Below are 23,675 nucleotides of genomic sequence, written 5' to 3'. Positions count from 1 at the left end.
GAGACAGTTACTCAATCTCAGGGAAGGAGCCCCGCATGCCGCCGGATCACTGCCGTCACGAAGCGCTGGAGGATGCTCACGCACTGCACGCGAGTTTCTACAGCAGCCCCCACTGGCTGGACGTCGAACGGCGCGGCGTGTTCGGCGCGAGCTGGCAATTGGCCGCACACACGGGCGATCTGAGCGAACCGGGCGACCATGTACCTGCGGAAGTCGCCGGCCAGCCGGTGCTGGTCGTGCGCCAGCCGGACGGAGAGCTGAAGGCCTTCCACAATGTGTGCCGCCACCGCGCCGGGCCGCTGGCGGTCTGCAACGGCAAGGCGGCGCGCGCACTGCATTGCAAATACCACGGCTGGACCTACGAGCTCGATGGCCGGCTGCGCGCGGCGACCGAGATGGGGGACGCGGCCGGCTTCGACCCGCGCAGCGTCCGGCTGCCTGAAATCCGGGTGCGCGAATGGCAAGGCCTCGTCTTCGTCGCCCTGAGCGATGAGACGCCGCTATCGAACGGGTCTACGGCGGCATCGCAGAGCGCATCGTTCCCATCGACCTCGCCGCCATGCGCTTCGCCAAACGCGACACCTACCGCATCCACTGCAACTGGAAGGTCTACGTGGACAACTTCCTGGAAGGCTATCACCTGCCCTTCGTCCATCCCGGCCTGTCGAAAGTGCTCGACTACCGTGCCTACGACACCGAACTGCAGGACTGGTACTCGCTGCAGCACTCGCCCCTGCGCAATAACGAAGGCATCTACGGCGATGGCAACGCCTTCTACTATTTCGTCTACCCGAACGTCATGCTCAACATCACGCCGGGCCGCCTGCAGACCAACCGCGTGCTGCCGGATGGGCATGAGCGCTGCATCGTCGAATTCGATTACTACTACGCGCAGGATGAAGCAACGCTGGCGCGCGTTGCAGCGGAACAGGAATTCAGCCACGCCATCCAGGAAGAGGACATCTTCATCTGCGAGCGCGTACAAAAAGGGCTGGCTTCCGGCGCCTATGAAGCAGGGCGCCTGAACCCGCGCCGCGAAAGCGGCGTATGGCACTTCCAGAACCTGCTGCGCACAGCCTACGCCCGCCATGGCCAGGAATGACAAGCCACTCGGCTTCTGGATGAGCACCGCGCTCATTGTCGGCAACGTGATCGGCATGGGCATCTTCCTGCTGCCGGTGTCGCTGGCGCCTTACGGCATCAATGCCTTTGCCGGCTGGGCCGCCACGGTCACCGGCTGCCTCTTCGTCGCCTACACGTTTGCGCGGCTGGCGCGCAGCCTGCCGGAGGAAGACGGCCCATACGGCTACACGCGGCGCGCCTTCGGCAACGGCGTGGCTTTCTTCACGATGTGGTGCTACTGGGTGTCCATCTGGGTCACCAATGCCGCGCTGGCGATCGGCCTGGTGGGCTATCTCTCCGCCCTCTTCCCGCCGCTGGCACGCGCGCCCTCCTCGGCCACCGCGCTCGCGCTGGTGTGGATTTTCGTGCTCATTAACCTGCGCGGCGCGCGCACGTCGGGCCGCGTGCAGCTCATCTCCGTGGCGCTGAAGCTGATGCCGATGGCCGCCGTCATCGCCCTCGGCGCAGCCGCCATGGCAAGCGGCCAGCCAGTCGCCGGCCATCTCGCTCCGGCGCCATTGACGCTTGACGCCACCGCAGCCGCCGGCACCATCGCCCTGTTCACGGTGCTCGGCGTGGAATGCGCGACCATCCCGGCCGGGAAGATCGTGCAGCCCGAGCTCACCATCCCGCGCGCCACCATTGCCGGCACCGCCATCATCGCCGTGGTGTATGTGTGCGTCTCCGCCGCGCCGCTCCTGCTGCTGCCGCACGCGGAGCTGGCGCAGTCCAGCGCACCTTTCGCCGCGCTGTTCGACCGCTACTGGGGCGCGGGCTGGGGGCAGTGGCTGTCCGCCTTCATTGTCGTCAGCGGCATGGGATGCCTGAATGGCTGGACCCTGGTGGCCGGCGAAGTCACCGCATCATTGGCCTCTCACGGCACCTTCCCCGAAGCGCTACAGGTGCAGAACCGGCGCGGCGCCCCGGCGCGCGCGCTGGTGCTGGTCGGCCTGCTGGCCAGCGTGATGGTAGGCATGAGCTATACGCGCACGCTGGCGGATGCCTTCACCTTTCTCACCGTAATGGTCACCGCCGCCAGCCTGCCGCTCTATCTGGTGGGCGGTTTCGCCCTCATCAAGCTGTGGCAGCGCGGCGTGGTCAAAGGCCGCAGCGCCAGCCTGCTGGCCGGCGCCACCGGCACCTGCGTGTTCTCCGTCTGGGGCTTTTTACGGCGTCGGCCAGGAATCCTTCCTGTGGGCGCTGGCGCTGGGTGCGCTCAGCCTGCCCCTGTTCTGGTATGCCCGCTATCGCGCCCGTGCGCGGCTGGTGACGCCATGAGCGACGACACCCGATTCCTCCAGGCACTGGTGGAAGCCGCCTTCCCCAAGCGCTGCCGCAACTGCGGTGTGGTCTATCAGACTGCGGACGACTTCCTGCAGCAAACGCGCGGCAGGGGCCTGAAACAGAGCCGGGACGACGACGACCTGACGATTGTCGAGGTCTATCGCAACTGCGCCTGCGGCTCCACGCTGATGGATTTCTTTTCCAACCGGCGCGACACCAGTGCCGCCGGCGACCAGCGCCGCGCGCTGTTCGAGGAGTGGCTGAGCCACCTCGAAAAGGCTGGCATGAGCCGCGAGGAAGCGCGCCTCCACGCCCGCAAGCTGATGCGCGGCGGGTGACCGGTTACAATCGCGGCTTCGATTCGCACGCAAGTCCGCCATGCCCCAGACCATCGCCGCGCCGGTTCACTATGAACTGGTGATCAAGAAAAGCCGTTTCCTCGCCTGCGTCCAGCCCATGGCGGACCGCGCGGGCGCACAGGCGGTGGTGGCAGGGCTGCGCGCCGAACATCCCGGTGCGGCCCACGTCTGCTGGGCCCTGTTGGCTGGAGGCCAGTCGGCGGCCGTCGACGACGGCGAACCAAGCGGCACGGCGGGCCGTCCCATGCTGGATGTGCTGCGCCACCAGGACCTGGAAGGCGTGCTCGCCACCGTGGTGCGCTACTTCGGCGGCGTGAAGCTGGGGGCGGGCGGCCTGGTGCGCGCCTATACGGACAGCGTGGCGCAAGCCCTGCTCACGGCCGAAAAAATCGCCATCATCAAGCAGCGCACGCTGGCCTGTTCGGTTCCGTACGCACTGGAAGGCACGGTGCGGCGCGAGCTGGAAGCGTCCGGCGCCACGCTGGGCAGCGTCGAACACCGCGATGCGGTGCACATCGAATTCAGCGTGCCGGCCGATGCGGCGGATGCGCTGGCGCACCGTCTGAACGAAGCCTGCCACGGCCGCCTGGCCTGGCGCGAGCAAGACTAACGGTATTTCTTCGGCTGCTTGCGCCGCGCGGCAGCGTTCTGGTCGCGCAGGATGGCGTCCACCCGCTCCGAAGCCTCGCGCGACAATTCCTGCGCCACTTCGATATCGGGGAAGTATTCGGGAATGCGGTAGCCCAGCCAGGCATAGGCCGAGTACAGGCGGCAGGCATCCTCCACTTCCTGCAGGCTCTGATAATACAGCTCGTCGTGCTGTCGCTTCAGCTGCGTGACCTTTTTGCGCGACAGGGCCAGCGACCACTGCTCCCAGGCGTGCTGCAGGGTCAGCACCTTGGTCGACACCGGCACCAGCGACATCGTGAACTTCTCCGCCACGGACAGCGGCAGCGTATCCAGCCACTCCGCGCGGCTCGATTGCTCGTCCGTGATGCGCGGGAAGAAGAAGCCGTCCGGCACATCGATATCTGTGGACGAATCGCTTCAGCAGCTTGGCCAGCGCGGTCTCGCCGGTCACGGACGAAATACGGTGCAGGTGCTCCAGCGTGGGCGCCACCGAAAAGCCGCTCGATGGAATCGGCGCCAGCTTCTCCTTCAGCAGCGCGCGCATCACCTCGTGCGACTCATGGTCGAAGCCCGCCACATGGCCTTCCTCATGGATGCCGTAGCGCCCAGCGCGGCCTGCAATCTGCTTGGCCAGCGCGGCGGAAATTTCTTCCTCGTCGTAGCCGTTGAATTTCACGGTGGTGGTCATCACCACGCGCTGGATCGGCAGGTTCAGGCCCATTGCGATCGCGTCGGTGCCGACCACGATATCGGCAGAGCCATCGCGGAAGCGCGCGGCCTGGGCCCGCCGCACTTCCGGCGACAGGTTGCCGTACACGGTGGCCACGCTCATGCCCAGCTCCGTCACCAGGTCGCGCCACATCAGCACTTCGCGCCGCGAAAACGCGATCAACGCATCGCCGCGCCTGAGGGACTTCAGATTACGCACGGCGGACGGCTCCATCGCCAATGGCGCCTTGCGCTTCAGGATATGCACTTCGAGCTGGCATTCCAGCCGCTCCGCCAGCGCCTCGATGGCACGCTTCGCCTCGGGCGCGCCCACCAGGTAGACGGTGCGTGCCGGAGCGCCGCACACGGCTGCCGTCCATGCCGCGCCGCGCTCAGGATCGGCCAGCATCTGGATCTCGTCGATCACCGCCACGTCCACCGGCGTGCGCGGGTCAAGCATTTCGACCGTGCTGGCGACGTGGGTTGCGCCTTCCTCCAGGCGACGCTCCTCGCCGGTGATCAGGTTGACCTTCAGCGGTTTGCCGCCGTGCGTCTGTTCCTGCAGCCGTTCATAGTTTTCCAGCGCCAGCAGGCGCAAGGGCGCCAGGTAGATGCCGCTGGACGCCTTGGCCAGCGCTTCGATGGCCTTGTGCGTCTTGCCCGAATTGGTGGGGCCCAGCAGCGCGATGAAACGGCGCGGCAGGCGGCGCGCCACCTCGAAGGAAGTCGGATACTCGGCCAGGTTGATGCTTTGCTTGGTGCGTTCGGCGTGCCGCTCTTCGCGCTGGCGTTCGGCGGCGTGCTCCAGCCGCTGACGGATACGGTCGAACAGCAGGCTGGCGGGTTCGGAACTCTGGGCCTCGGCCAGCGATTTCAGGAAAGGCTCGGCGTCGAAGCCGAATTCGCCGCTGGCCGCTTCCAGCTCGGACACGAACGCCGCCACGCTGGCGCGCAGCTCGCGCACCGCGCGCTCGTTGCCGCGCTCGCGCAGCAGGGCCGCACGGCCTTCCTCGTCCAGCTTGCGCCATTTGGACGGCTTGGCCAGCACGCCCTGCTCGGGCACCAGCGAGAACGGCACCTGGCGCCCGCCCGCCTCCACCGTGCCGGAGATGCGCAGGAACACCCGGCCTTCCATCTTGACCAGGCTGATGCCCCGGTCCGCGAGGCCGGTATCGATAAGGATTTTCTCGTCTGGGTCGTATTCGTGGCGTGCAGTCATGGCGCGAGTATAGCCGCTTAAAAAAAGCAACGGTGCCGCGCCCGGATTGTGAATTTGTGGCGGTGCAGCTTGACATATGCATCAGTTGGCGCATCCTAGCACCTGGCCTGTTGCCAATTCAGCCACGAGTACTTCCAACAATCATAATGAAGGAGGGGTAGACGATGGAGAAGAAGCTCAAGCAGTCCCGCCGCAAGTTCCTGAACACCGCAGCCACGTCGGGCGCTGCTGCCGCCCTCGCCCTTCCCTCGATTGCCAGCGCCCAGGGCGTCACCAATTTCCGCTTCCAGAGCACCTGGCCCAGCAAGGATATCTTCCACGAATACGCCCAGGATTTTGCCGCCAAGATCAATGACATGACGGGCGGCGAACTGAAGATCGAAGTGCTGCCGGCGGGCGCCGTGGTGCCGGCCTTCGGCCTGCTGGATGCCGTGTCCAAGGGCACGCTGGATGGCGGCCATGGCGTGATGGGCTACAACTACGGCAAACAGGCTGCCATCGCGCTGTGGACTTCGGGGCCCGTGTTCGGCATGGACGCCAATATGGTCCTGGCCTGGCATAAATACGGCGGCGGCAAGGAACTGCTGGAAAAGCTCTACAACCAGATCGGCGCCAACGTGGTGTCCTTCCTCACCGGCCCCATGCCCACCCAGCCCCTGGGCTGGTTGAGAAGCCCATCACGAAGAAGGAAGACCTGAAGGGCCTCAAGTTCCGCACCAATGGCCTGGCGATCGACCTGTTCACCGCCATGGGCGCCGCAGTGAACGCCCTGCCCGGCGCCGAGATCGTGCCGGCCATGGATCGCGGTCTGCTGGACGGCGCCGAATTCAATAACGCTTCCTCCGACCGCATCCTCGGCTTCCCGGACGTCTCCAAGATCTGCATGCTGCAAAGCTTCCACCAGAGCTCCGAGCAGTTCGAGATCACCTTCAACAAGACCAAGTACAACACCCTGCCGACCAAGCTGAAGGCCATCATTGCCAATGCGGTGGAAGCCTCGTCGGCGGATATGTCCTGGAAGGCCATCGACCGCTATTCGAAGGACTACCGCGAGCTGCAGTCCAAAGATGGCGTGAAGTTCTACAAGACGCCCGATACCCTGCTGCAGGAACAGCTCAAGGTGTGGGACGAAGTGGTGGCCAAGAAGGGCGCGGACAATCCCCTCTTCAAGGAAGTGGAAAAGTCCCAGCGCGCCTTTGCAGAACGCGCCATGAAGTGGGATATGGACACCAACAACAACCGCCGCATGGCGTACAACCACTACTTCGGCCGCGCCGCCAAGCAGTCCTGACACGCGCCTGAAAGGCTTCGCATGCAAAGGCTCTTGCGCTTTGTGGACGGGGTCAGCACGTGGGTCGGCCAGGCGTTTTCCTGGCTGATCGTCGGGCTGACCCTGCTCGTGTCGTGGGAAGTGTTCTCACGCTACGCGCTCAACCACCCGAATCCCTGGTCCTTCGACCTGATGATCATGATGTACGGCACCGCCTTCATGATGGGCGGCGCCTATACCCTGGCAAAGAACGGCCATGTGCGGGGCGATGTGCTGTACCGCTTCTTCCCTCCGCGGCTGCAGGCGGGCATCGACCTGGTGCTTTACCTCGCCTTCTTCCTGCCCGGCGTGATCGCGCTGGTGTGGGCCGGCTACTTCTACGCGGCCGAATCGGTGGCGATCAACGAGCATTCGACACTGACCGCCAACGGGCCGCCGCTCTACCCCTTCAAGATCGTGATCCCTTGCGCGGGCGTGCTGCTGCTCCTGCAGGGGCTGGTGGAGATCGTCCGCTGCATCATCTGCCTGCGCATGGGCGACTGGCCCAGCCGAGAGGAGGATGTGGAGGAAGTGGACGTGGACAAACTCAAGGCCATGGTGCGCCAGGAACCACAATGAAAAAAGAAATCTGGTTTGGCCTGATCATGCTGGCGGCGGTGGTCGTCGCCGTGCTGGCGCTCATGCCGCCGCCCAGCGAAATGACGAATGGCCATCTGGGGCTGCTGATGCTGGCCCTCGTTGTAGTGGCCATCATGCTGGGCTTTCCCACGGCTTTCACCCTGATGGGCATGGGCGTGCTGTTTGCGTGGCTGGCCTTCCATAGCCGCGATCCAACCGTCGCCTGGCAGCAGACGCTGGACCTGATGGTGCAGCGCGCCTATTCGGTGATGGCAAATGATGTGCTGATCTCGATTCCGCTGTTTATCTTCATGGGCTACCTGGTGGAGCGGGCCAACCTGATCGAGCGCCTGTTCAAGAGCCTGCACATTGCGATGGCGCGCGTGCCGGGCGCGCTGGCGGTGGCGACCATCGTCACTTGCGCCGTGTTTGCGACGGCGACCGGGATTGTCGGCGCCGTGGTGACCCTGATGGGGCTGCTGGCGCTGCCGTCCATGCTCAGGGCGGGCTACAGCACGCAACTGGCGGCGGGCGCGATCACGGCCGGCGGCTGCCTGGGCATCCTGATTCCGCCTTCCGTGCTGCTGATCGTGTATGGCGCGACGGCGGGCGTGTCGGTCGTCAAACTGTATGCGGGAGCCTTTCTGCCGGGGATCATGCTGGCGGCGCTGTATGTGGGTTATGTGATCGTGCTGGCCAAGCTGAAGCCTTCGCTGGCGCCGCCCTTGCCTGAGGCGGAGCGTGTTCTAGAAATGCCCGCGCTGGCGCAGCAGATCGGGCCCCGCCGTTCTGCGCTGGCCGGGCTGGCCGGGGCGCTCGGATCGCCCGGCATCCCACGCGGCGCTGTGCTGAGCCAGCTGGGACTGGTCTTGCTGCCGGCGCTGGCCCTGGCGCTGATCCTGGGCGTCAGCTATCGCGTTTCCACCGCGCCCGTGCAATCGGACGCCGCCGCCGGCGCCATCGAATTCGGCTCCGCCGCCGATACTTCCTCTACTTCCGGCGACGGCGGCCTCGCCGAGCCCCCGCCCGCCGATACGCTCGCCGAGCCGCCTCCCGCCGACGCCCTCGCCGAGCCGCCAACCGAGCCTGCGTCCGCCACCGCCGCCACGCCGCATGCGCCGGCAAGCGCGGCCGAACCAACGGTCACGCCAGCGGAAAAACTGGCCGCGGACGGCGATCGGCGCCCGGCCCCAAGCGGCTTCTGGATTGCGCTGGCCGTTGTCGTGGCCGCGCTGGTCCTGTTCTACGCCACCTTCAACTTCGCGCGGCTGGAAATCTTCAAGATGATGCTGAGCTCCCTGTTCCCGCTGGCCATCCTGATCCTGGCCGTGCTGGGCAGCATCGTGTTCGGCCTCGCCACGCCCACCGAAGCTGCGGCCTTGGGCGCCTTCGGCGGCCTGCTGCTGGCCGCTGCCTACCGCAGGTTCAACTTCCCATGTTGAAGGAGTCCGCCTTCCTGGCCACGAAGACCACGGCCATGGTGTGCTGGCTCTTCGTCGGCTCCAGCATCTTCAGCGCCGCCTTCGCCCTGCTGGGCGGCCAGGAACTGATCAACGCCTGGGTGCTGTCCATGGACCTGACCCCGCTGCAGTTCATGATCCTCGCCCAGTTCATCATTTTCCTGCTTGGCTGGCCGCTGGAATGGACGGAGATCATCGTGATCTTCATGCCTATCTTCATTCCCTTGCTGCCCCACTTCAACGTGGACCCGCTGTTCTTCGGCCTGCTGGTCGCGCTGAACCTTCAGACGGCCTTCCTCTCGCCGCCGGTGGCGATGGCGGCCTTCTACCTGAAGGGCGTAGCGCCGCCGCATGTCACACTGAACCAGATTTTCCTGGGAATGATGCCCTTCATGGCGATCCAGGTATTGGCACTGGTGCTACTTTACTTGTTCCCCGGCATCGGCCTGTGGCTGCCCAACGTACTCTATCAATAATTACAAGAAATTCCTTTGTCTTTTAGAAAGAGTTCTGCTACTTTGTGCTGGACAGAGCATTAGTATTGGACCAGGGTTGAGAGACGACTCCATTTTCTCCGGCGTGCAGCTGGACGCCATCCTCGACGCATTGCCGGACCCCGCCTTTGTGTTGACGCGCAGCGGCCGCTACATCGCCATCTTCGGCGGTGCGGACGTGCGCTACTACCACCGCAGCGATAGCCTGATCGGACAGCGCATTCATGACGTGCTGGAAAAGCCCAAGGCCGACTGGTTCGTGAACGAGATCGCTGTCGCACTGGCGGAGGGCGGTTTGCACGTGGTCGAATACGATCTCGCATCCAGCGATGTAAAGGGCCTGGATACCAACGGCCCCACCGAAACGCTGCGCTTCGAAGGCCGCGTGCAGCCGCTGCAATTCCCCGTGCAGGGAGAGGATGCCGTGCTCTGGGTCGCCAGCAATATCACGGCGCGCAGCGAGCTCGAATGCAAGCTGCGCACGCTGAGCGAAGTCGATCCGCTGTCCGGTTTGCTGAACCGCCGCAAGCTGATGCACGTGCTGGCCGAGCATTACGAAACCTTTGTCCGCTATGGCACGCCGACCTCGGTGCTGATCTTCGATATCGACCACTTCAAGCGGGTCAACGATGAACATGGCCACCTGTGCGGCGACAAGGTCATCTCCGCCACGGCCGACGTGTGCCGCCGTGAACTGCGCGCCACCGATGCGCCGGCGCGGCTGGGCGGCGACGAGTTCGTGGTGCTGATGCCCCACACGTCCTGGGATCACGCCGAACCCATCGCCGAACGCCTGCGCGCGCGCATTGCCGAAGCTCTGTGCGCGCTGGGGGAGATCGGCTGCCAGTCGACCATCAGCGGGGGGCTCTCCGAAATCGCCGCGGGCGATACTTCGGGCGAGGACGTTCTCAAGCGCGCCGATGATGCGCTTTATCAGGCTAAGCGGCAGGGGCGGAATCGCATCATCCGCAGTTGATGGTGGCGGCATACACACGGCGGATCAATGATCCGCCCTACAGCCCTTCGGGCAAAACCTGTTTCGAGACGCGTAAGGCGGATCATTGATCCCCGCAGCGGCTTGTCGCTTAATACACACTATTGGTCCGCCAATCTTGCAATATTGGTCAGGCCAATATAGTATGGCCTGACCAAATCGGTACTTCTCCACCAGGCGACCTCGGCTGACTTCCCCCTCCGGCCTTCGTTTCAATGGCAGTGGACACGCGAGGTGTCCACATGCAGTTTCCGGTCCATCACCCATCGGAGCACACAATGAAAAAAACCATTATGGAGACCATGGTGGCCGCCGCATTCGCCACCGGAGCAGTCGCAGCACACGCAGCACCCCTTCCCCTGCAGGACGCCGTCATCACCGCCAGCTATAACGGCGTGGGGGCGGATATGCTGGGCCTTGATCATTCTTTCCAGCTCGAACCGGGCGCCAACACCACAGCCCTCGATCCCACCGACACCGGCATCGAATTCCTCAGCGCGGACAGCCTGTTCGGCTTTGACTTTGCCGCCAGCGGCGCGCTGACGATCTACAGCAACGGCTCGATCACGCCGGGCAGCTATCACTTCCACTTCGATTTCGGCAGCACGCTGGCGCGTCCGCTGACGTCCTTCGTGCTGACGGACGCCAGTGCGGTTGGCGGCCTGCCCTTGCTGCAGCTGGCGGCGGATGGCAGGTCGATCGATATCGACCTCAGTACCATCAGCTGGAACAGCGATTTCGCTGCCGTCACCGCGCAGCTGGACGCGGCGGCCGTGCCGGAGCCGGGCAGCGTTGCGCTGCTGCTGGGCGGGCTGGGGGTGATGTCGGCGTTGCGGCGCCGGCGGGCGGTGGCCTAAAACCCAATGCGAACCCTGGTGTCTGCCACGATGTGGCAGACACCAGGTCGAAGTCCGCGGCTTAAAAACGGGTGTCTGCCACATCGTGGCAGACACCAGATTTTCCCGGTTTCGCGTCAAAAAGATCAAGGAGAATGCTATGAAACATACTGGTTTCAGGGCGGCGCTGCGCCTCGCGGCGGCATCGCTGCTGCTCGCCTTCACATGCAATACGAACGCCGCCACCGACCCGGCGCGGCAAACGGCGCCCGCCGACGGCTGGGCATCGCACGCCGGCGGCACAAGCGGCGGAGCGAACGCCACCGCCGCGCAAATCTATACGGTAACGAACCGCCAGCAGCTGCTGGCCGCCATCAACAACGCCGGCACCAACCCGAAAATCATCAAGCTCACCGGCACCATCGACATGACGGAAGGCGTGCCGTATGCGAACACGGGCGACCAGGCCATCCGCGGCGCGATCCGCCTGCGCAGCAATACCACGCTGATCGGCGACGGCGCCGGCGCGGGGCTGGTGAACGGCCATATCCTGCTGACCAATGTCAGCCAGGTCATCATCCGCAACCTGAAGATCGTCAATCCCTGCGACGTGGGCCCGGTCTTCGATCCGACCGACGGCGCCAATGGCGCATGGAACTCCGCCTACGACGGCATCGGCGTCTCCGGCTCCGATCACATCTGGGTCGACCACGTGACCTTCACCGATGCGCCGATGACGGACAACCTGCTGCCCATCGAGAACGGCCAGATCAAGCAATGCCACGACGGCGCGCTGGACATCACCAACGGCTCCGACTACGTCACCGTCTCGTACAACGTCTTCGGCGAACACCACAAGAACAACCTGATCGGCTCCAGCGACAGCGCCAGCGGCGACGAAGGCAAGCTGCGCGTTACCTTCAGCAACAATGTGTTCCGCAATGTGTCCAGCCGCGCGCCACGCGTGCGCTATGGCCAGGTCCACCTGTTCAATAATTACTTCGTCGGCAGCCAGCACACGGACGTCTACGAAAACCTGTACAGCATCGGCGCCGGCTTCAACTCGAAGATCCTGTCCAACGCGAATGTGTTCGAGATTGCCGGCGCGGCAGGCTGCAGCGACATTGTCGTCAATCCCGGCGGCACGGCGACGGGAACCTTCAAGGACACGGGCTCGCTGTTGAACGGCACCCTGCTGAATAACTGCACGATCTCGAACAACGTCAGCTGGACTCCGCCCTACGCCTTCAGCGTGCGCCCCACGCCGCTGGTAAAAGCCAACGCGCTGGCGCAGGCGGGCGGCGGCAAGCTGACCACCACCATCACTGGCACCGGTGATGTCAGCAGCACGCCCATCCTCACGCTCACCTGCCCGTCCACCGGCCTGTATTTCTGCGACGATTTCCAGAACGGCACCAGCGCCAACTGGGATCTGCTGCCCGTGGCCGGCCCGAACGGCAGCTTCAGCGTGAAAGCCGAAGCCGTCGGGGCAGCGAACCAGCTGATGCAATACACAGCCGCCACCACCGGCGGGGTGCTCGCCACGCTGAAGCCGGCTGCCATGGCCAATGTGCCCTCCGGTGACTACTTCGTGGAAGCGCGCATCAAGCCGCTCACCAACAGCACCACCGGCAACAAGCAGCTCTACCTGATCACGCGCTACGTCAACGCCAGCAACTGGTACGGCGGCGGCCTGAATGTGCAGAATGCGAACACCAGCACCCAGGTCGAAATTGCCAAAATGCTGAATGGCACGCTGAACCGCCCCAGGCAGGTGCGCAAGCCTATCAATATGGATGCGCAGTGGTACACCGTGCGCTTCGAAATGATCGGCAGCACGCTGACCATCTACCTCGATGGCGAAAACCTCGGCTCCGTCACGGACACCGCCTTCGCCGCGCGCGGCCTGGTCGGCCTGTTCACCGCCAACAAATCCTTCCAGATCGATGACGTGCGCATCGGCGACCCGCGCCTGAAGCCTTCGCAGCTGACGATCAATCCCGCCACCACCAGCTATATCGCCGAAGCGGGCGATGCGCCGCTGCAGCTGGCCGTCACCGCGGTGAAGCCTGATGGCACGGCCGACACCTTCAGCGCCAGCTCCAGCAATCCTTCCGCAGTGGCGGTCGCCATCGCCGGCAACACGCTGACGCTCACGCCTGTCGGCGCCGGCACCGCGAACATCACACTGACCAGCGACAGCGATCCCACGCTGGTACGCATCATCGCAGCCAACATTGGCGCGCAATTCGTGCAGCCCACGCAATCGTATCTGCTGAACGGCGTTGCCAGCCCGGCCACCGCGCTGGGCCAGGCGCCGGTCGACACCGTGCTGCGCCTGACCTTCGACAGCCCACCCACGCTGGGCGCTGCCGGCACCATCCGCATCTTCCGCAAGTCCGACGATGCGCTGGTGGACGTGATCAAGACCACGGGCGAAAGCGATGAACTGGGCTATCCCGGCCAGACCGCGATCCGCAAGGTCAACACCACGCCGATCTCGATCAGCGGCAACACCGTCACCATCAAGCCGCACAGCGGCAGGCTCGCCTACGGCACCGAGTACTACGTGGCGATTGCCAACGGCGTGCTCAATGGCGCCACGCTGAACGGCACGGCCTTCGTCGGCATCGGCAAGCTGGGTGACTGGTCCTTCGCCACGCGCGCCGCGGCACCCGCCGGGCCGGACCTCGTGGTCGGCGCAGATGGCGACTTCAATACCGTGCAGGGCGCGCTGAGCTTCCTGATGCAGAACGTGGCCAAGGCCACGCCGGCCACGGTGACGATCCGGAACGGCGCCTACAACGAACTGCTCTACCTGCGCGGCAAGGACAATGTGACCCTGCGTGGCGAGAGCCGTGATGGCGCCGTGATCCAGTACACGAACAATGACTCGCTGAACAGCGGCACCGGCGGCAGCCAGGCGCCAGGCGGCACGACCGCAGCCGGCGGCCGCGCCGTCTTCCTGGTCGAGGCGTCGGACCTGCTGTCCCTCGAAACGCTCACGCTGCGCAATACCACGCTGCGCTCGTCCAGCATCTCGGCCCAGGCGGAAGCGCTTTACTTCAATAACGACGCCGGTCGCCTGATTGCACGCGAAGCGAACTTCTTCAGCGAGCAGGACACGCTGAACCTGAAGGGCTGGTCCTGGTTCTACCGCAGCCTGGTGGCGGGCAATGTGGACTTCATCTGGGGCTCCAGCAAGGCCGCCCTGTTCGAGGAAAGCGAAATCCGCTCGGTGGGCGACACGTCCAGCGCCTCCAGCGGCGGCTACGTGCTGCAGGCGCGGGTGGCAGCGGCCACGGACAAAGGCTACGTTTTCCTGAACAGCAGCCTGACCCACGGCCCCGGCCCCGGTCCCCTGCACGGCGACGTGCCGAACGGCGCCACCTACCTCGCGCGCAGCTCCGGCAGCAGCAACGTGTGGGACAACATCGCCTTCATCAACTGCAGGATGGATAGCCATATCGCCGCCGTCGGCTGGGCCGGCGCCGGCGTGAATGGCCAGCCTGCGCCAAATCCGGCCACGCCCAACGCCGCCAGCGGCTGGCGCGAGTACGGCAGTACCGACCTCGCCGGCAACCCGCTGAACCTCTCCACCCGCGTGGGTGGCTATCAGCTCAGCAGCTCCGACGTGGCTGCCGGTTTCGCCACGCGCGCCCAGATTTTCGCCGGCTTCAACAGCGGCGCGGGCTGGACCCCGTAAGCCCTTCCAACGGCTGAGCTGCCGCGCTTGCGGCGCTCAACCAATGGGAGCACACTACCCGATGCATGCACTCGAATGGAGGATGCCATGGACGGGGTATTGCCAGACTCAAACCACCATGTCGCACCGGGCGACATCCTGCTGCTAAGCAGCCGGGGCGCGCGCGGACGAGGCAGCCTGCTGGCGCAAGCTATCGAACGCCGGGGCAGCAGCCGGTTCAGGCACATTGCCGTGGTCCTCAATGACCAGATGGTCGCCGAAGCCATGCCGCGCCACGGCGTCATGCTGCGCCACTGGCAGGACCTGATCGACCACGTGGACCTCTCCGCCAGCCGCGTGGCGCGCAACCGCAAGCTGGCGCACGATCCGGACGCCGGGCCGCGCATCATGCAGCGCGCCAACCTCTTCTACAAGCAGCGCTACGACGTGCAAGCCCTGCTGCGTTCCGAAGCGCCGGACAGCGAATCGGCCTGCTGCCAATTTGTCGGCGCCCTGTATGACGATCTGCAAGTCCACGTGCAGCCGGACGAGCCGCGCAGCGACTGGTCGCGCGTGATTGCCAGCCATACGCGGGACGGCGCCTGGCGCCAGTTCAAGCTGTCGGAATATGGCCTGGCCCAGCCCCAACATCCGCTGGGCGCCAGCCTCTACCTGAATCACTTCGACGAGACTTTCAGCGCAAAAGTGCCACCGGCCCTGGTCCAGCACCTGCGCAGCCAGCGCGCGGCCTGCCAGTTCGCGGCGCGCCAGCGTGAACTGGCCCTCGCCATCGCCGCCATTTCACGCCAGCTGGAACCGCTGCGCGATACCTTGCGCGCCCTGTCGTCAGGCCAGGAGGATGAGACGCCGATCGGCGGCGGCGCGATGGATATGCAGTGGCGCCGCCTCTTCTTCGGTTATCACCCCGGCCTGCCGGGCTTCCTGCACACCCAGGGCGAGGCCGGCGATCACCTGCCGCAACTGAAGCGCTTTACCGCGGCGACGGGCGATGTGCTGGCGCTGTCCCAGCTGCTGCATGGCGCACTGGCCGTGTTCCAGGAATTGACGATTACGGCCCACCAGCTGGCCTACCAGGGCAAGAGCGGCGTGCTGCAGATGGAAATGCTGTGCAGCCAGGGCGACCAGCTGCTGGCCTGCGGCGAAGCCTTGTGTGACGACGAACTGGAGGATGAAACGCTGATGCGTCTGCAGAATTATCCGGTGCTGCGCGCAGAGCTGGAGGATATGCCGGATGCCCAGGTGGCCGCGCTGGCCTCGTCCAGCCTGGTGGGCCTGAGCGAGGCGGACCTGCTGCGCCTGAAATGGGTGGCGGAACGCCGGCCCGGCCTGCAAAAGAACCTGCCGCGCATGCGCGACATCCTGGAACTGCTGCGCTAGCGCCAGCAGAGCCGTGGCGCCAGGGCGGCGCGCTCAAGCGCTGCCGACCGCCTGCTCGCGCGCCCGCAGCTCGGCAATCGTCACGGCAATGCGCTGCTTGCGCGCCTGCAGCGCCATCGTGCGCCCGCCGGCCATTTCGGCGGTTCTCAATGCCACTTCGTTAAGGGCCATCTCCTCGTCCAGTTCGCTCAGCCGGGCGCGCAGCTCCGGCAGGGTGGTGCTGTCCTGATAATGCATGGCGAAATCTCCCTGGGCAGGTCTACCTGATCACTTTAGGACAAATCCCGCCGAATAATCTCTCCAATCACCACATCTGATACGGTCGATTCCGAACGATTCTGAGTCTGTCTTTCCCCGGCGCAATGGCGCAGAATGAGTCCAATGTGAAAGGAATCCCAAATGGCTACCTCGACTGAGAAACGTTCTTTCGGCTCCACCATGCTGGCTATCGCCTGGTCCTTCATCGGACTGCGCCGCCGCAGCGATTTCGACCGCGACGTCGATGCCCTCAAGCCAGGCTATGTGATTGCCGCAGCCCTATCTGGGCGCCGCCGGCTTCGTGGGCGCACTGATCACGGCGGTGCGCTTCGCCGTCAGCTGAGCCCCGCCCTCGCCTACCTTGAACACGCCGACCACGCCGCTCAGGCGGTCTGCCTGATCCTTGAGCGATTCGGCGGCGGCGGCAGCTTCCTCCACCAGCGCGGCATTCTGCTGCGTCACGCTGTCCATTTCGGACACGGCCCGGTTGATCTGCTCGATCCCTTCGCTCTGCTCGCGCCCGGCCGCGGCGATCTGCTCCACCATCGCCGACACGCGCTGCACCGCCGTCACCACCTCCTCCATCGTGCGGCCGGCCTTCTGCACCAGCTGGCTGCCGGAATCGACCTGCTGCACCGAGTCGCCGATCAGCCCCTTGATCTCGCGCGCCGCCGCCGCGCAGCGCTGGGCCAGGGTGCGCACCTCGCCTGCCACCACGGCAAAGCCGCGTCCCTGCTCGCCGGCGCGCGCCGCTTCCACCGCCGCGTTCAGCGCGAGGATATTGGTCTGGAAGGCAATGCCGTCGATGACGCCGATGATGTCGACGATCTTGCGCGAAGCGTCGCTGATCGAACCCATGGTCTGCACGACTTCGCCCACCACGGCGCCGCCCTGCTGCGCCACGCGCGAGGCTTCGGCCGCCAGCACATTGGCCTGGCGCGCATGATTGTCGTTCTCGCGCACCACGCTGGTCAGCTCCTCCATCGAGGACGCGGTTTCCTCCAGTGCGCTGGCCTGCTGCTCGGTGCGTGAGGACAGGTCCAGGTTGCCGCTGGCGATCTGCGTGGTGGCGGTGGCGATGGTGTCCGTGCCGCGCCGCACTTCGGAGACGATGTCCAGCAGGCTGTCGCGCATGGTCTTCATGGCCGCCATCATGCTGCCACTGTCGCCGTGGCGCGTGGCCACATCCACCGTGAGGTCGCCGGACGCGATGCGGCCCGCGATTTCTGCGGCGTGGTCCGGTTCCCCGCCCAGCTGGCGCAGCAGGCGGCGCGCAATCAGCACCGATGCCCCGATGCCGGCCAGCAGCGCCAGCCCGCTCAGGGCCAGCATCAGCGCGCGCGCCGAGCGGTAGGCTGCGGCGGCCGCGGCGGCATCCTCGGCGTTGTGGCGCTTGACCAGGGCCATGTCCTCGTCCATCACGTCCTGCCAGGCCTGAGTGGCGGGGCCAGCCTGGGACATCAGCAATGCCGTCGCTTCCGCATCCTTGTGCTCCAACGCCAGCGCCACCATCCTGTCCGTCAACGGACGGGCGACGGCACGCGCGGCATCGATGCGCTGGCGCAGCGCCAGGCCCTCCGCGCCCGTGGGCAGCCGATTCAGTTCGGCATTGGCACGGTCATAGCTGGCGCGGGCCGCCGTCATTTTTTGCAATTCGCGCTGCATGGCGGGCACGTCGTCCAGCATGACCACGGTACGCGTAACGCGCGCCACCACGTGCACGGCCTCGGACATGTCCTGCACCAGTCCCAGCTTGGCGACATTCAGCTGCACGATGCGCTCCAGCTGCGCATTGATATGATGCATATAATATATACCCAATCCGGACACCGCCATCAGCAGCACCAGCACGGCCCCGAAGCCCAGCCCCAGGCGTGTACCCACCTTCATTGCTTGCTTAGCCATACCCCCTCCCCGAATGTGGATCGGCAATGCTGCGCCGATTCCATTAGAATCTGTCCAGTTTAAGCCACCCTTGCCAAAATCCAATGACCCTGCCCGTCGCCCTGAACCTCGCCATTTCCCTGGTCCTGCTTGGATTCCTGTACACCCAGCAACGACGCCACGCATCCTTTACCGTCCGGGTCTTCACTGCCCTGGGGCTTGGCCTGGCGCTGGGTGCAGGCTTGCAAGCGACCTATGGCGCGGCCAGCGCGGAAGTGCAGCTGACCGGCGATTACCTGGATATCGTCGGCAGCGGCTATGTAAAACTGCTGCAGATGATTGTGATGCCGCTGATCATGGTGTCCATCGTGTCCGCCATCCTCAAGCTGCGCAACGCCAGTTCGCTGGGCAAAATCAGCGCCCTTACCATCGGCACGCTGATGGTCACGACGGTGATTGCCGCGTCCATCGGCATCGCGATGGCCAAGCTGTTCGGGCTGAGTGCGATCGGCCTCGCCTCCAACGCGGCGGAAGTGGCGCGCGGCGCCTACCTGGAAGGCAAGCTGGCCGACGCCAAGGCGATCAACCTGCCCAGCATGGTGCTCAGCTTTATTCCCGCCAATCCCTTCCTCGACCTGACCGGCGCGCGCAAGACTTCCACCATTGCGGTCGTCATTTTCTCCGTCTTCATCGGCATCGCCGCCATCGGCATCGCGGACAAGAAGCCCGAGCATTTCACCTACTTCGACACGGCCGTGCACGTGGCGCACAGCATTGTGATGCGCATCGTGACCCTGGTCCTGCGCCTGACGCCGTATGGCGTGTTTGCTTTGATGGCGCAGGTAGTGGCAACGTCGAGCTATCGCGACATCCTCAACCTGATCGGCTTCGTGGCGGCCTCGTACACGGCGCTGCTGCTGATGTTCCTGGTGCACCTGGCCATCGTGGCCGGCACGGGCCTGAACCCGGTGCGCTTCGCCAGGAAGATCCTGCCTGTGCTGACTTTCGCCTTCACCTCGCGCAGCAGCGCGGGCGCCATTCCGATGAATGTGCGCACCCAGACTTACCGCCTCGGCACTTCGGAAGGCGTTGCCAACTTCAGCGCCTCCTTCGGCGCCACCATCGGGCAGAATGGCTGCGCGGGCATTTACCCGGCCATGCTGGCCGTGATGATCGCGCCGACCGTCGGCATCGATCCCTGGAGCGCGAGCTTTATTGCGCCGCTGCTGGCCATCGTGATGCTGGGTTCGGTGGGCGTGGCCGGCGTGGGCGGCGGCGCGACGTTTGCCGCACTGATTGTGCTGTCTTCGCTGAACCTGCCGGTGGCGCTGGCGGGCTTGCTGATTTCCATCGAGCCGCTGATCGATATGGGCCGCACTGCGCTCAACGTCAGCGGCGCCATCACGGCCGGCACGCTGACCAGCCGCGTGATGGGCGAGACCAATATGGAAATCTTCAATAGCGATGAAGAGTTGCGCGTGGATAGCGAAAGTGCCGCGGCATGATTTAGAACCCAAGGCATAAAGCAGGTGTCTGCCACATCGTGGCAGACACCAGGTTCACGCCTCGGGTTTTAATTTGCGCCGCCATTTGGATGAATCGTCTACCATTTGCCCCATCAGATTCAGGATGGACAGACGATGGAACAGAAATGGCCCCAACGAATCTGGCTGGTCCGTCACGGACAGAGCGCCGGCAATGTGGCGCGTGACGCGGCGGAAGCAGCCTCCGAACTGCTGATCGATATCGCCGAGCGCGATGTGGACGTGCCCCTGTCCGAGCTGGGCATGCGCCAGGCCGAGGCCCTGTCGCAATGGTTCTGCGCCCTGCCCGCCGAAGAGCGCCCCACCGTCGTGCTCTTTTCCCCCTATTTGCGCGCGCTCAGCACCGCCGAGGTCGTCATGCAAAAGCTGGGGCGCGACGAGCTGGTGGCCGCGGTGGCCGATGAGCGCCTGCGCGAAAAGGAATTCGGCATCACCGACCGCCTGACGCCGCTGGGCATTGCGGACAGACATCCCGAACTGGCGGCCCAGCGCAAGCACGTGGGCAAGTTCTACTTCCGGCCGCCGGGCGGCGAAAGCTGGTGCGACGTGATCCTGCGCCTGCGCAGCGTGCTGGACACGATCACCCGCGAATACCGCAAGGAAAACGTGCTGATCGTGGGCCACCAGGTCATCGTCAATTGCTTCCGCTACCTGTTCGAGCGGCTGGACGAAGCCGCCATCCTGGCCATCGACCGCGCCGAGGACGTGCCCAACTGCGGCATCACCGCCTATGAATTCGACCCCACCGCAGGCAAGAACGGCAAGCTGGTGCTGCGTGGGGCCAATATCGTGGCGCCGATGAAGGAAACCGGCACCCCCGTCACCGACAAGCCGGACATTCCGGCCGCCCCCAAACCATAAGGTCCTATCATGCAAGCGGACGACATCACTTCCGCCTTCCTGCGCGAATGGCCCCTGCCCCAGCCCCGCCACGACGGCGACAAGGAAGCGCGCGGCCACGTGATGGTCGTGGCGGGCTCGCGCGAAATGCCGGGCGCCGCCATCCTGGCCGGTACGGCAGCGCTGCGGGCCGGCGCCGGCAAGCTGACGGTCGCCACCGCCGCCAGCGTCAGCGCCGTGGTTGGCGCGGCCATGCCGGAAGCGCGCGTGGCCGGGCTGGCCGAAACGGCGGCCGGCGGCTTCACGGCCGACAGCACGCGCCGCCTGGCCGAACTGGCTTCGAAAGCGGACGCGGTACTGATCGGCCCCGGCATGCAGGATGAGGTGGCCACGTCCGAGCTGGTGCACGCGCTGCTGCCCCGCCTGGGCAGCACGCCGCTGATCCTGGACGCCGGCGCGCTGGCCGCGCTGTGTCCGCCGCGCGAGCCACATCTGCTGGAAGATCCGGTGGACTGGGAACAGTTCCGCTTCACCGGCAGCGTGCTGCTGACGCCCCATGCCGGCGAAATGGCGCGCGTCACGGGCGCCCAGCGCAGCGCCATCGAACACGAACCGCATGCCGCTGCTGCCCAGGCCGCAGCGCGCTGGAACGCCGTGGTGGCCCTGAAAGGCGCCACCACAGTGCTGGCTGCCCCGGGAGGCAAATTGTGGCAGCACCGGGGCGGCAACGTCGGCCTGGCCATCTCCGGCTCGGGCGATGTCCTGGCCGGCATCATCGCCGGACTGTCGGCACGCGGCGCGACGCTGGCCCAGGCTGCGGCCTGGGGCGTGGCCCTGCATGCTTCCACCGGCGAGCAACTATCGATCCGCTATGGCGTGCTGGGCTATCTGGCGCGCGAAATCTCCGCAGAAATCCCTGCCCTGCTGCGCACCCTCGCACCCTAGCGGCTGTTTGAAAGGAAATCCCAATGATTGCAACACGCACCACCACCGCCCTGCTGGCGGGCGCCGCCCTGGCCGCGGCCATGCTCGGCGGCTGCAAGAACCGCGACGTTGAAAGCGCCAACAACCCACCGAGCAGCACGTCCGGCGCCGGCACCACGCCCGACACCGGCGGCACCGGCACGGCGCCCGCACCTGTGACGCCGCCGGCCGAGAATGCCGGTCCGGGCACCGGCGGCGGCGCCGGCGAATCGGGCACCACGGGCGGCACGGGCGCCACCGGCACCACGCCCGGCGGCACCTCGGGCACCAGTGGCACATCCGGCACCTCCGGCACCAGCGCCACGCCGGGCACGTCCACCCCGCCATCGGGAACGAGCGGCACCGTTCCCGACCGCGACGACAGCCGCAACACGTCCACCCGCGACCGCCGGCCAACATATTGAGGCAATAAAAAACCGGCGTCCGCGCAGAGGCGGAAGCCGGTTATGCGGCGGATCAACGATCCGCCCTACGCCGCGCGTCGGACAAAATGATCACGGACGCATATGCGCCAACGAGGCGCGTAGGGCGGATCATTGATCCGCCGTCTACGCTCCGCCTATAACTTAGAACTTGTAGTTGTAAGCCAGGCCGATCAGCGACAGGTGAGTCTGCCAGGTACCCTTGGTCAGTTCGCCATTGCCCGTGCAGCCAACAGTCAGCGGAGAGCAAGTGTTTTTGTAATTGCCCTCGGCATCCTTGAAGTGCAGGTAGGAGTAAGCCAGGTCGATCGAAGAATTCGGCGACAGCTTCCAGTTCGCGCCGAAGGACAGCTGGGTGCGGTCCTCATCCGGCAGCGCCGGGTGGCGCAGGGTGGCGTTCGGCACCGGGCCCTGGTCGTAGGCCAGGCCGCCGCGCAGCAGCACGTTATCGTTCAGCTTGTAGTTCGCGCCGACGGAGAAACGCCAGGTGTTCTTCCACTGCTGGCGGATCACCTCGTCGCCCTGCACGGTGCCAGGGAACTGGATGTCGATGTTCTGCATGCGCGAGTTGCGGGTCCAGGTCGCATCGCCCATCACGGCCCACTGGGAATCGATCTGGTGGAAGCCATTGATGGAGAAGGTTTCCGGCGAGCGGATTTCCACCAGCGCAGCGGAATTCGCCTTGCCCGAGTTGGCGGCGATGATCTTGTTGACCACCTGGTCGCTGGTCACGTTGAAGTCCCATACCGCATTGCCCTTCAGCTCCTGCTTGATGGAGGAGCGGTAGGCCACGCCGAAGCGGGTGTTCTGGTCCAGCGTGAACAGATAGCCGATGTTCCAGCCGAAGCCCCAGTCCTTGCCGTCCATCTCGCCATGGCCGTCTTTCACGGTTGCCAGGGCGGCAGGATTGCCGCCGGCCGCCACGATGGCCTTCAGCAGTGCAGCGCTTTGCGGGGTGCCGGTCAGGGCAGCGATCGAACCTGGCACGTCAACGCCCTGGCCCAGCTTGGCCTTCATATGCTGGGCGGTCACGCCGAAGCCGAAGGAATGCTGCTCGTTCAGCTTGAAGCCCACGGATGGGTTCAGCGCGATCGATTCCAGCTTGACGCGGGTCAGCGCGTAACGGCCGGACCAGTTGTTGTCGTAGTCCAGCTTGGTGCCGTAAGGCACGAACAGGCCGAAGCCGGCGGTCCACTGGTCGTTGATCTTCTTGCTGGCGTACAGCGAAGGAGCGGCCACTACGTCCGGTGCATAGCCATCCTGGGTCGTCAGGCCGCCGGACGAAGTGCCGGTGAAGCGCTTGGAACCGGAATCGGAGAAGGTCGAGTGCGGTACGACGGCGGTAATGCCGCCCATGATCTCGGTGCCTTCCAGGCGGGTCAGGCCGGCAGGGTTGGCGAAGACGGTGGAAGCGTCAGCCGCTTCGGCGCCGTTGGATTCAGCCGTGCCCTGGGAGGACACGCTCTGCGAGCCGAAACGGTAGCCGGATGCATTGGCCGACAGGGAAACGGCGCCCAGGGCAGCCGCGATGAGCAGGGAAATATACTTTGGGTTCAAGGTGGAGTCTCGCAACATAATTATTAATCTTTAGGCAATCTCCGCGCCGAAGTCGGGGAGCGGGAACCGAAGCATACACTAAAAGGAGAACGACTGTCCTTTTAATTTC

Annotated in this window: 15 protein-coding genes and 5 pseudogenes; 16 read left to right on the top strand and 4 right to left on the bottom strand. The window is 65.2% G+C overall.

Annotated features, from left to right (window positions below; all coding sequences use genetic code 11):
• Positions 1 to 35: 35 nt before the first annotated feature.
• The 4 genes and pseudogenes from ACHMW6_RS09630 to ACHMW6_RS09615 form a co-directional block, all read left to right on the top strand.
• Positions 36 to 344 (top strand): annotated as a pseudogene (locus tag ACHMW6_RS09630) (Rieske 2Fe-2S domain-containing protein); the annotation flags it as partial.
• 215 nt (positions 345 to 559) lie between these two features.
• Positions 560 to 1,102 (top strand): SRPBCC family protein, encoded by a 543-nt coding sequence (locus ACHMW6_RS09625; protein WP_395406882.1) that lies wholly within the window; start codon positions 560 to 562, stop codon positions 1,100 to 1,102.
• Positions 1,103 to 1,121: 19 nt separating this feature from the next.
• Positions 1,122 to 2,744: an amino acid permease gene (locus ACHMW6_RS09620; RefSeq protein WP_395406881.1), complete on the top strand. Its 1,623-nt coding sequence runs from the start codon at positions 1,122 to 1,124 to the stop codon at positions 2,742 to 2,744.
• A 40-nt stretch (positions 2,745 to 2,784) separates the two neighbouring features.
• Complete coding sequence (locus ACHMW6_RS09615) at positions 2,785 to 3,375, top strand: IMPACT family protein (RefSeq protein ID WP_395406880.1); 591 nt, start codon at positions 2,785 to 2,787, stop codon at positions 3,373 to 3,375.
• On the opposite strand, the pseudogene ACHMW6_RS09610 reads toward ACHMW6_RS09615, so the two are convergent.
• Positions 3,372 to 5,238 (bottom strand): annotated as a pseudogene (locus tag ACHMW6_RS09610) (helicase-related protein). The gene ACHMW6_RS09615 and the pseudogene ACHMW6_RS09610 overlap by 4 nt on opposite strands.
• A gap of 248 nt (positions 5,239 to 5,486) precedes the next feature.
• On the opposite strand from ACHMW6_RS09610, the pseudogene ACHMW6_RS09605 reads away from it, so the two are divergent.
• The 7 genes and pseudogenes from ACHMW6_RS09605 to ACHMW6_RS09575 all read left to right on the top strand — a co-directional run bounded on the left by ACHMW6_RS09605 (position 5,487) and on the right by ACHMW6_RS09575 (position 16,077).
• Positions 5,487 to 6,613: pseudogene (locus ACHMW6_RS09605) on the top strand (TRAP transporter substrate-binding protein).
• Between the two features lie 21 nt (positions 6,614 to 6,634).
• Positions 6,635 to 7,210 carry a TRAP transporter small permease subunit gene (locus tag ACHMW6_RS09600; RefSeq protein WP_395406879.1) on the top strand — a complete coding sequence of 192 codons (576 nt, stop codon included), beginning with the start codon at positions 6,635 to 6,637 and terminating at the stop codon, positions 7,208 to 7,210.
• Positions 7,207 to 9,146: pseudogene (locus ACHMW6_RS09595) on the top strand (TRAP transporter large permease subunit). Before ACHMW6_RS09600 ends, ACHMW6_RS09595 begins: the two are co-directional and overlap by 4 nt.
• A 76-nt stretch (positions 9,147 to 9,222) precedes the next feature.
• The gene (locus ACHMW6_RS09590; protein ID WP_395406878.1) at positions 9,223 to 10,140 is read left to right on the top strand and encodes a GGDEF domain-containing protein; all 918 of its coding nucleotides are present in this window, start codon (positions 9,223 to 9,225) and stop codon (positions 10,138 to 10,140) included.
• A 296-nt stretch (positions 10,141 to 10,436) separates the two neighbouring features.
• Positions 10,437 to 11,015, top strand: a complete 579-nt coding sequence (locus tag ACHMW6_RS09585) for a PEP-CTERM sorting domain-containing protein (protein ID WP_395406877.1) — start codon at positions 10,437 to 10,439, stop codon at positions 11,013 to 11,015.
• Between the two features lie 139 nt (positions 11,016 to 11,154).
• Positions 11,155 to 14,700: a pectinesterase family protein gene (locus ACHMW6_RS09580; RefSeq protein WP_395406876.1), complete on the top strand. Its 3,546-nt coding sequence runs from the start codon at positions 11,155 to 11,157 to the stop codon at positions 14,698 to 14,700.
• A gap of 87 nt (positions 14,701 to 14,787) precedes the next feature.
• Positions 14,788 to 16,077 (top strand): hypothetical protein, encoded by a 1,290-nt coding sequence (locus ACHMW6_RS09575; protein WP_395406875.1) that lies wholly within the window; start codon positions 14,788 to 14,790, stop codon positions 16,075 to 16,077.
• 33 nt (positions 16,078 to 16,110) lie between these two features.
• Here the strand turns inward: ACHMW6_RS09575 and ACHMW6_RS09570 are convergent, their stop codons facing one another.
• Positions 16,111 to 16,314, bottom strand: a complete 204-nt coding sequence (locus ACHMW6_RS09570) for a hypothetical protein (RefSeq protein WP_395406874.1) — start codon at positions 16,312 to 16,314, stop codon at positions 16,111 to 16,113.
• A 162-nt stretch (positions 16,315 to 16,476) separates the two neighbouring features.
• Between ACHMW6_RS09570 and ACHMW6_RS09565 the strand changes: the two are divergent.
• A pseudogene (locus ACHMW6_RS09565) lies at positions 16,477 to 16,563 on the top strand (DUF2970 domain-containing protein); the annotation flags it as partial.
• A gap of 51 nt (positions 16,564 to 16,614) precedes the next feature.
• Here ACHMW6_RS09565 and ACHMW6_RS09560 read toward each other — a convergent pair.
• The gene (locus ACHMW6_RS09560; RefSeq protein ID WP_395406873.1) at positions 16,615 to 18,240 is read right to left on the bottom strand and encodes a methyl-accepting chemotaxis protein; all 1,626 of its coding nucleotides are present in this window, start codon (positions 18,238 to 18,240) and stop codon (positions 16,615 to 16,617) included.
• A gap of 83 nt (positions 18,241 to 18,323) precedes the next feature.
• Here ACHMW6_RS09560 and ACHMW6_RS09555 point away from each other — a divergent pair, with 83 nt between their 5' ends.
• From ACHMW6_RS09555 to ACHMW6_RS09540, 4 genes are all read left to right on the top strand, one after another.
• Positions 18,324 to 19,724: an L-cystine transporter gene (locus ACHMW6_RS09555; RefSeq protein WP_395406872.1), complete on the top strand. Its 1,401-nt coding sequence runs from the start codon at positions 18,324 to 18,326 to the stop codon at positions 19,722 to 19,724.
• A 135-nt stretch (positions 19,725 to 19,859) separates the two neighbouring features.
• On the top strand, positions 19,860 to 20,624 hold the full coding sequence (locus tag ACHMW6_RS09550) for a histidine phosphatase family protein (RefSeq protein WP_395406871.1): 765 nt from the start codon (positions 19,860 to 19,862) through the stop codon (positions 20,622 to 20,624).
• A 9-nt stretch (positions 20,625 to 20,633) separates the two neighbouring features.
• Positions 20,634 to 21,548 (top strand): NAD(P)H-hydrate dehydratase, encoded by a 915-nt coding sequence (locus ACHMW6_RS09545; RefSeq protein ID WP_395406870.1) that lies wholly within the window; start codon positions 20,634 to 20,636, stop codon positions 21,546 to 21,548.
• 23 nt (positions 21,549 to 21,571) lie between these two features.
• A complete protein-coding gene (locus tag ACHMW6_RS09540; protein ID WP_395406869.1) occupies positions 21,572 to 21,991 on the top strand; it encodes a hypothetical protein in 420 nt (139 codons plus the stop codon).
• A gap of 162 nt (positions 21,992 to 22,153) precedes the next feature.
• On the opposite strand, the gene ACHMW6_RS09535 is transcribed toward ACHMW6_RS09540, so the two are convergent.
• Positions 22,154 to 23,566, bottom strand: coding sequence for an OmpP1/FadL family transporter (locus ACHMW6_RS09535; protein ID WP_395406868.1), 1,413 nt, complete (start codon positions 23,564 to 23,566; stop codon positions 22,154 to 22,156).
• Between the last annotated feature and the right edge of the window lie 109 nt (positions 23,567 to 23,675).

Source organism: Pseudoduganella sp. UC29_106 (genome assembly GCF_044055365.1).
Lineage (GTDB): Bacteria > Pseudomonadota > Gammaproteobacteria > Burkholderiales > Burkholderiaceae_D > Rugamonas.
This window is presented reverse-complemented; position numbering and strand designations above follow the sequence as displayed.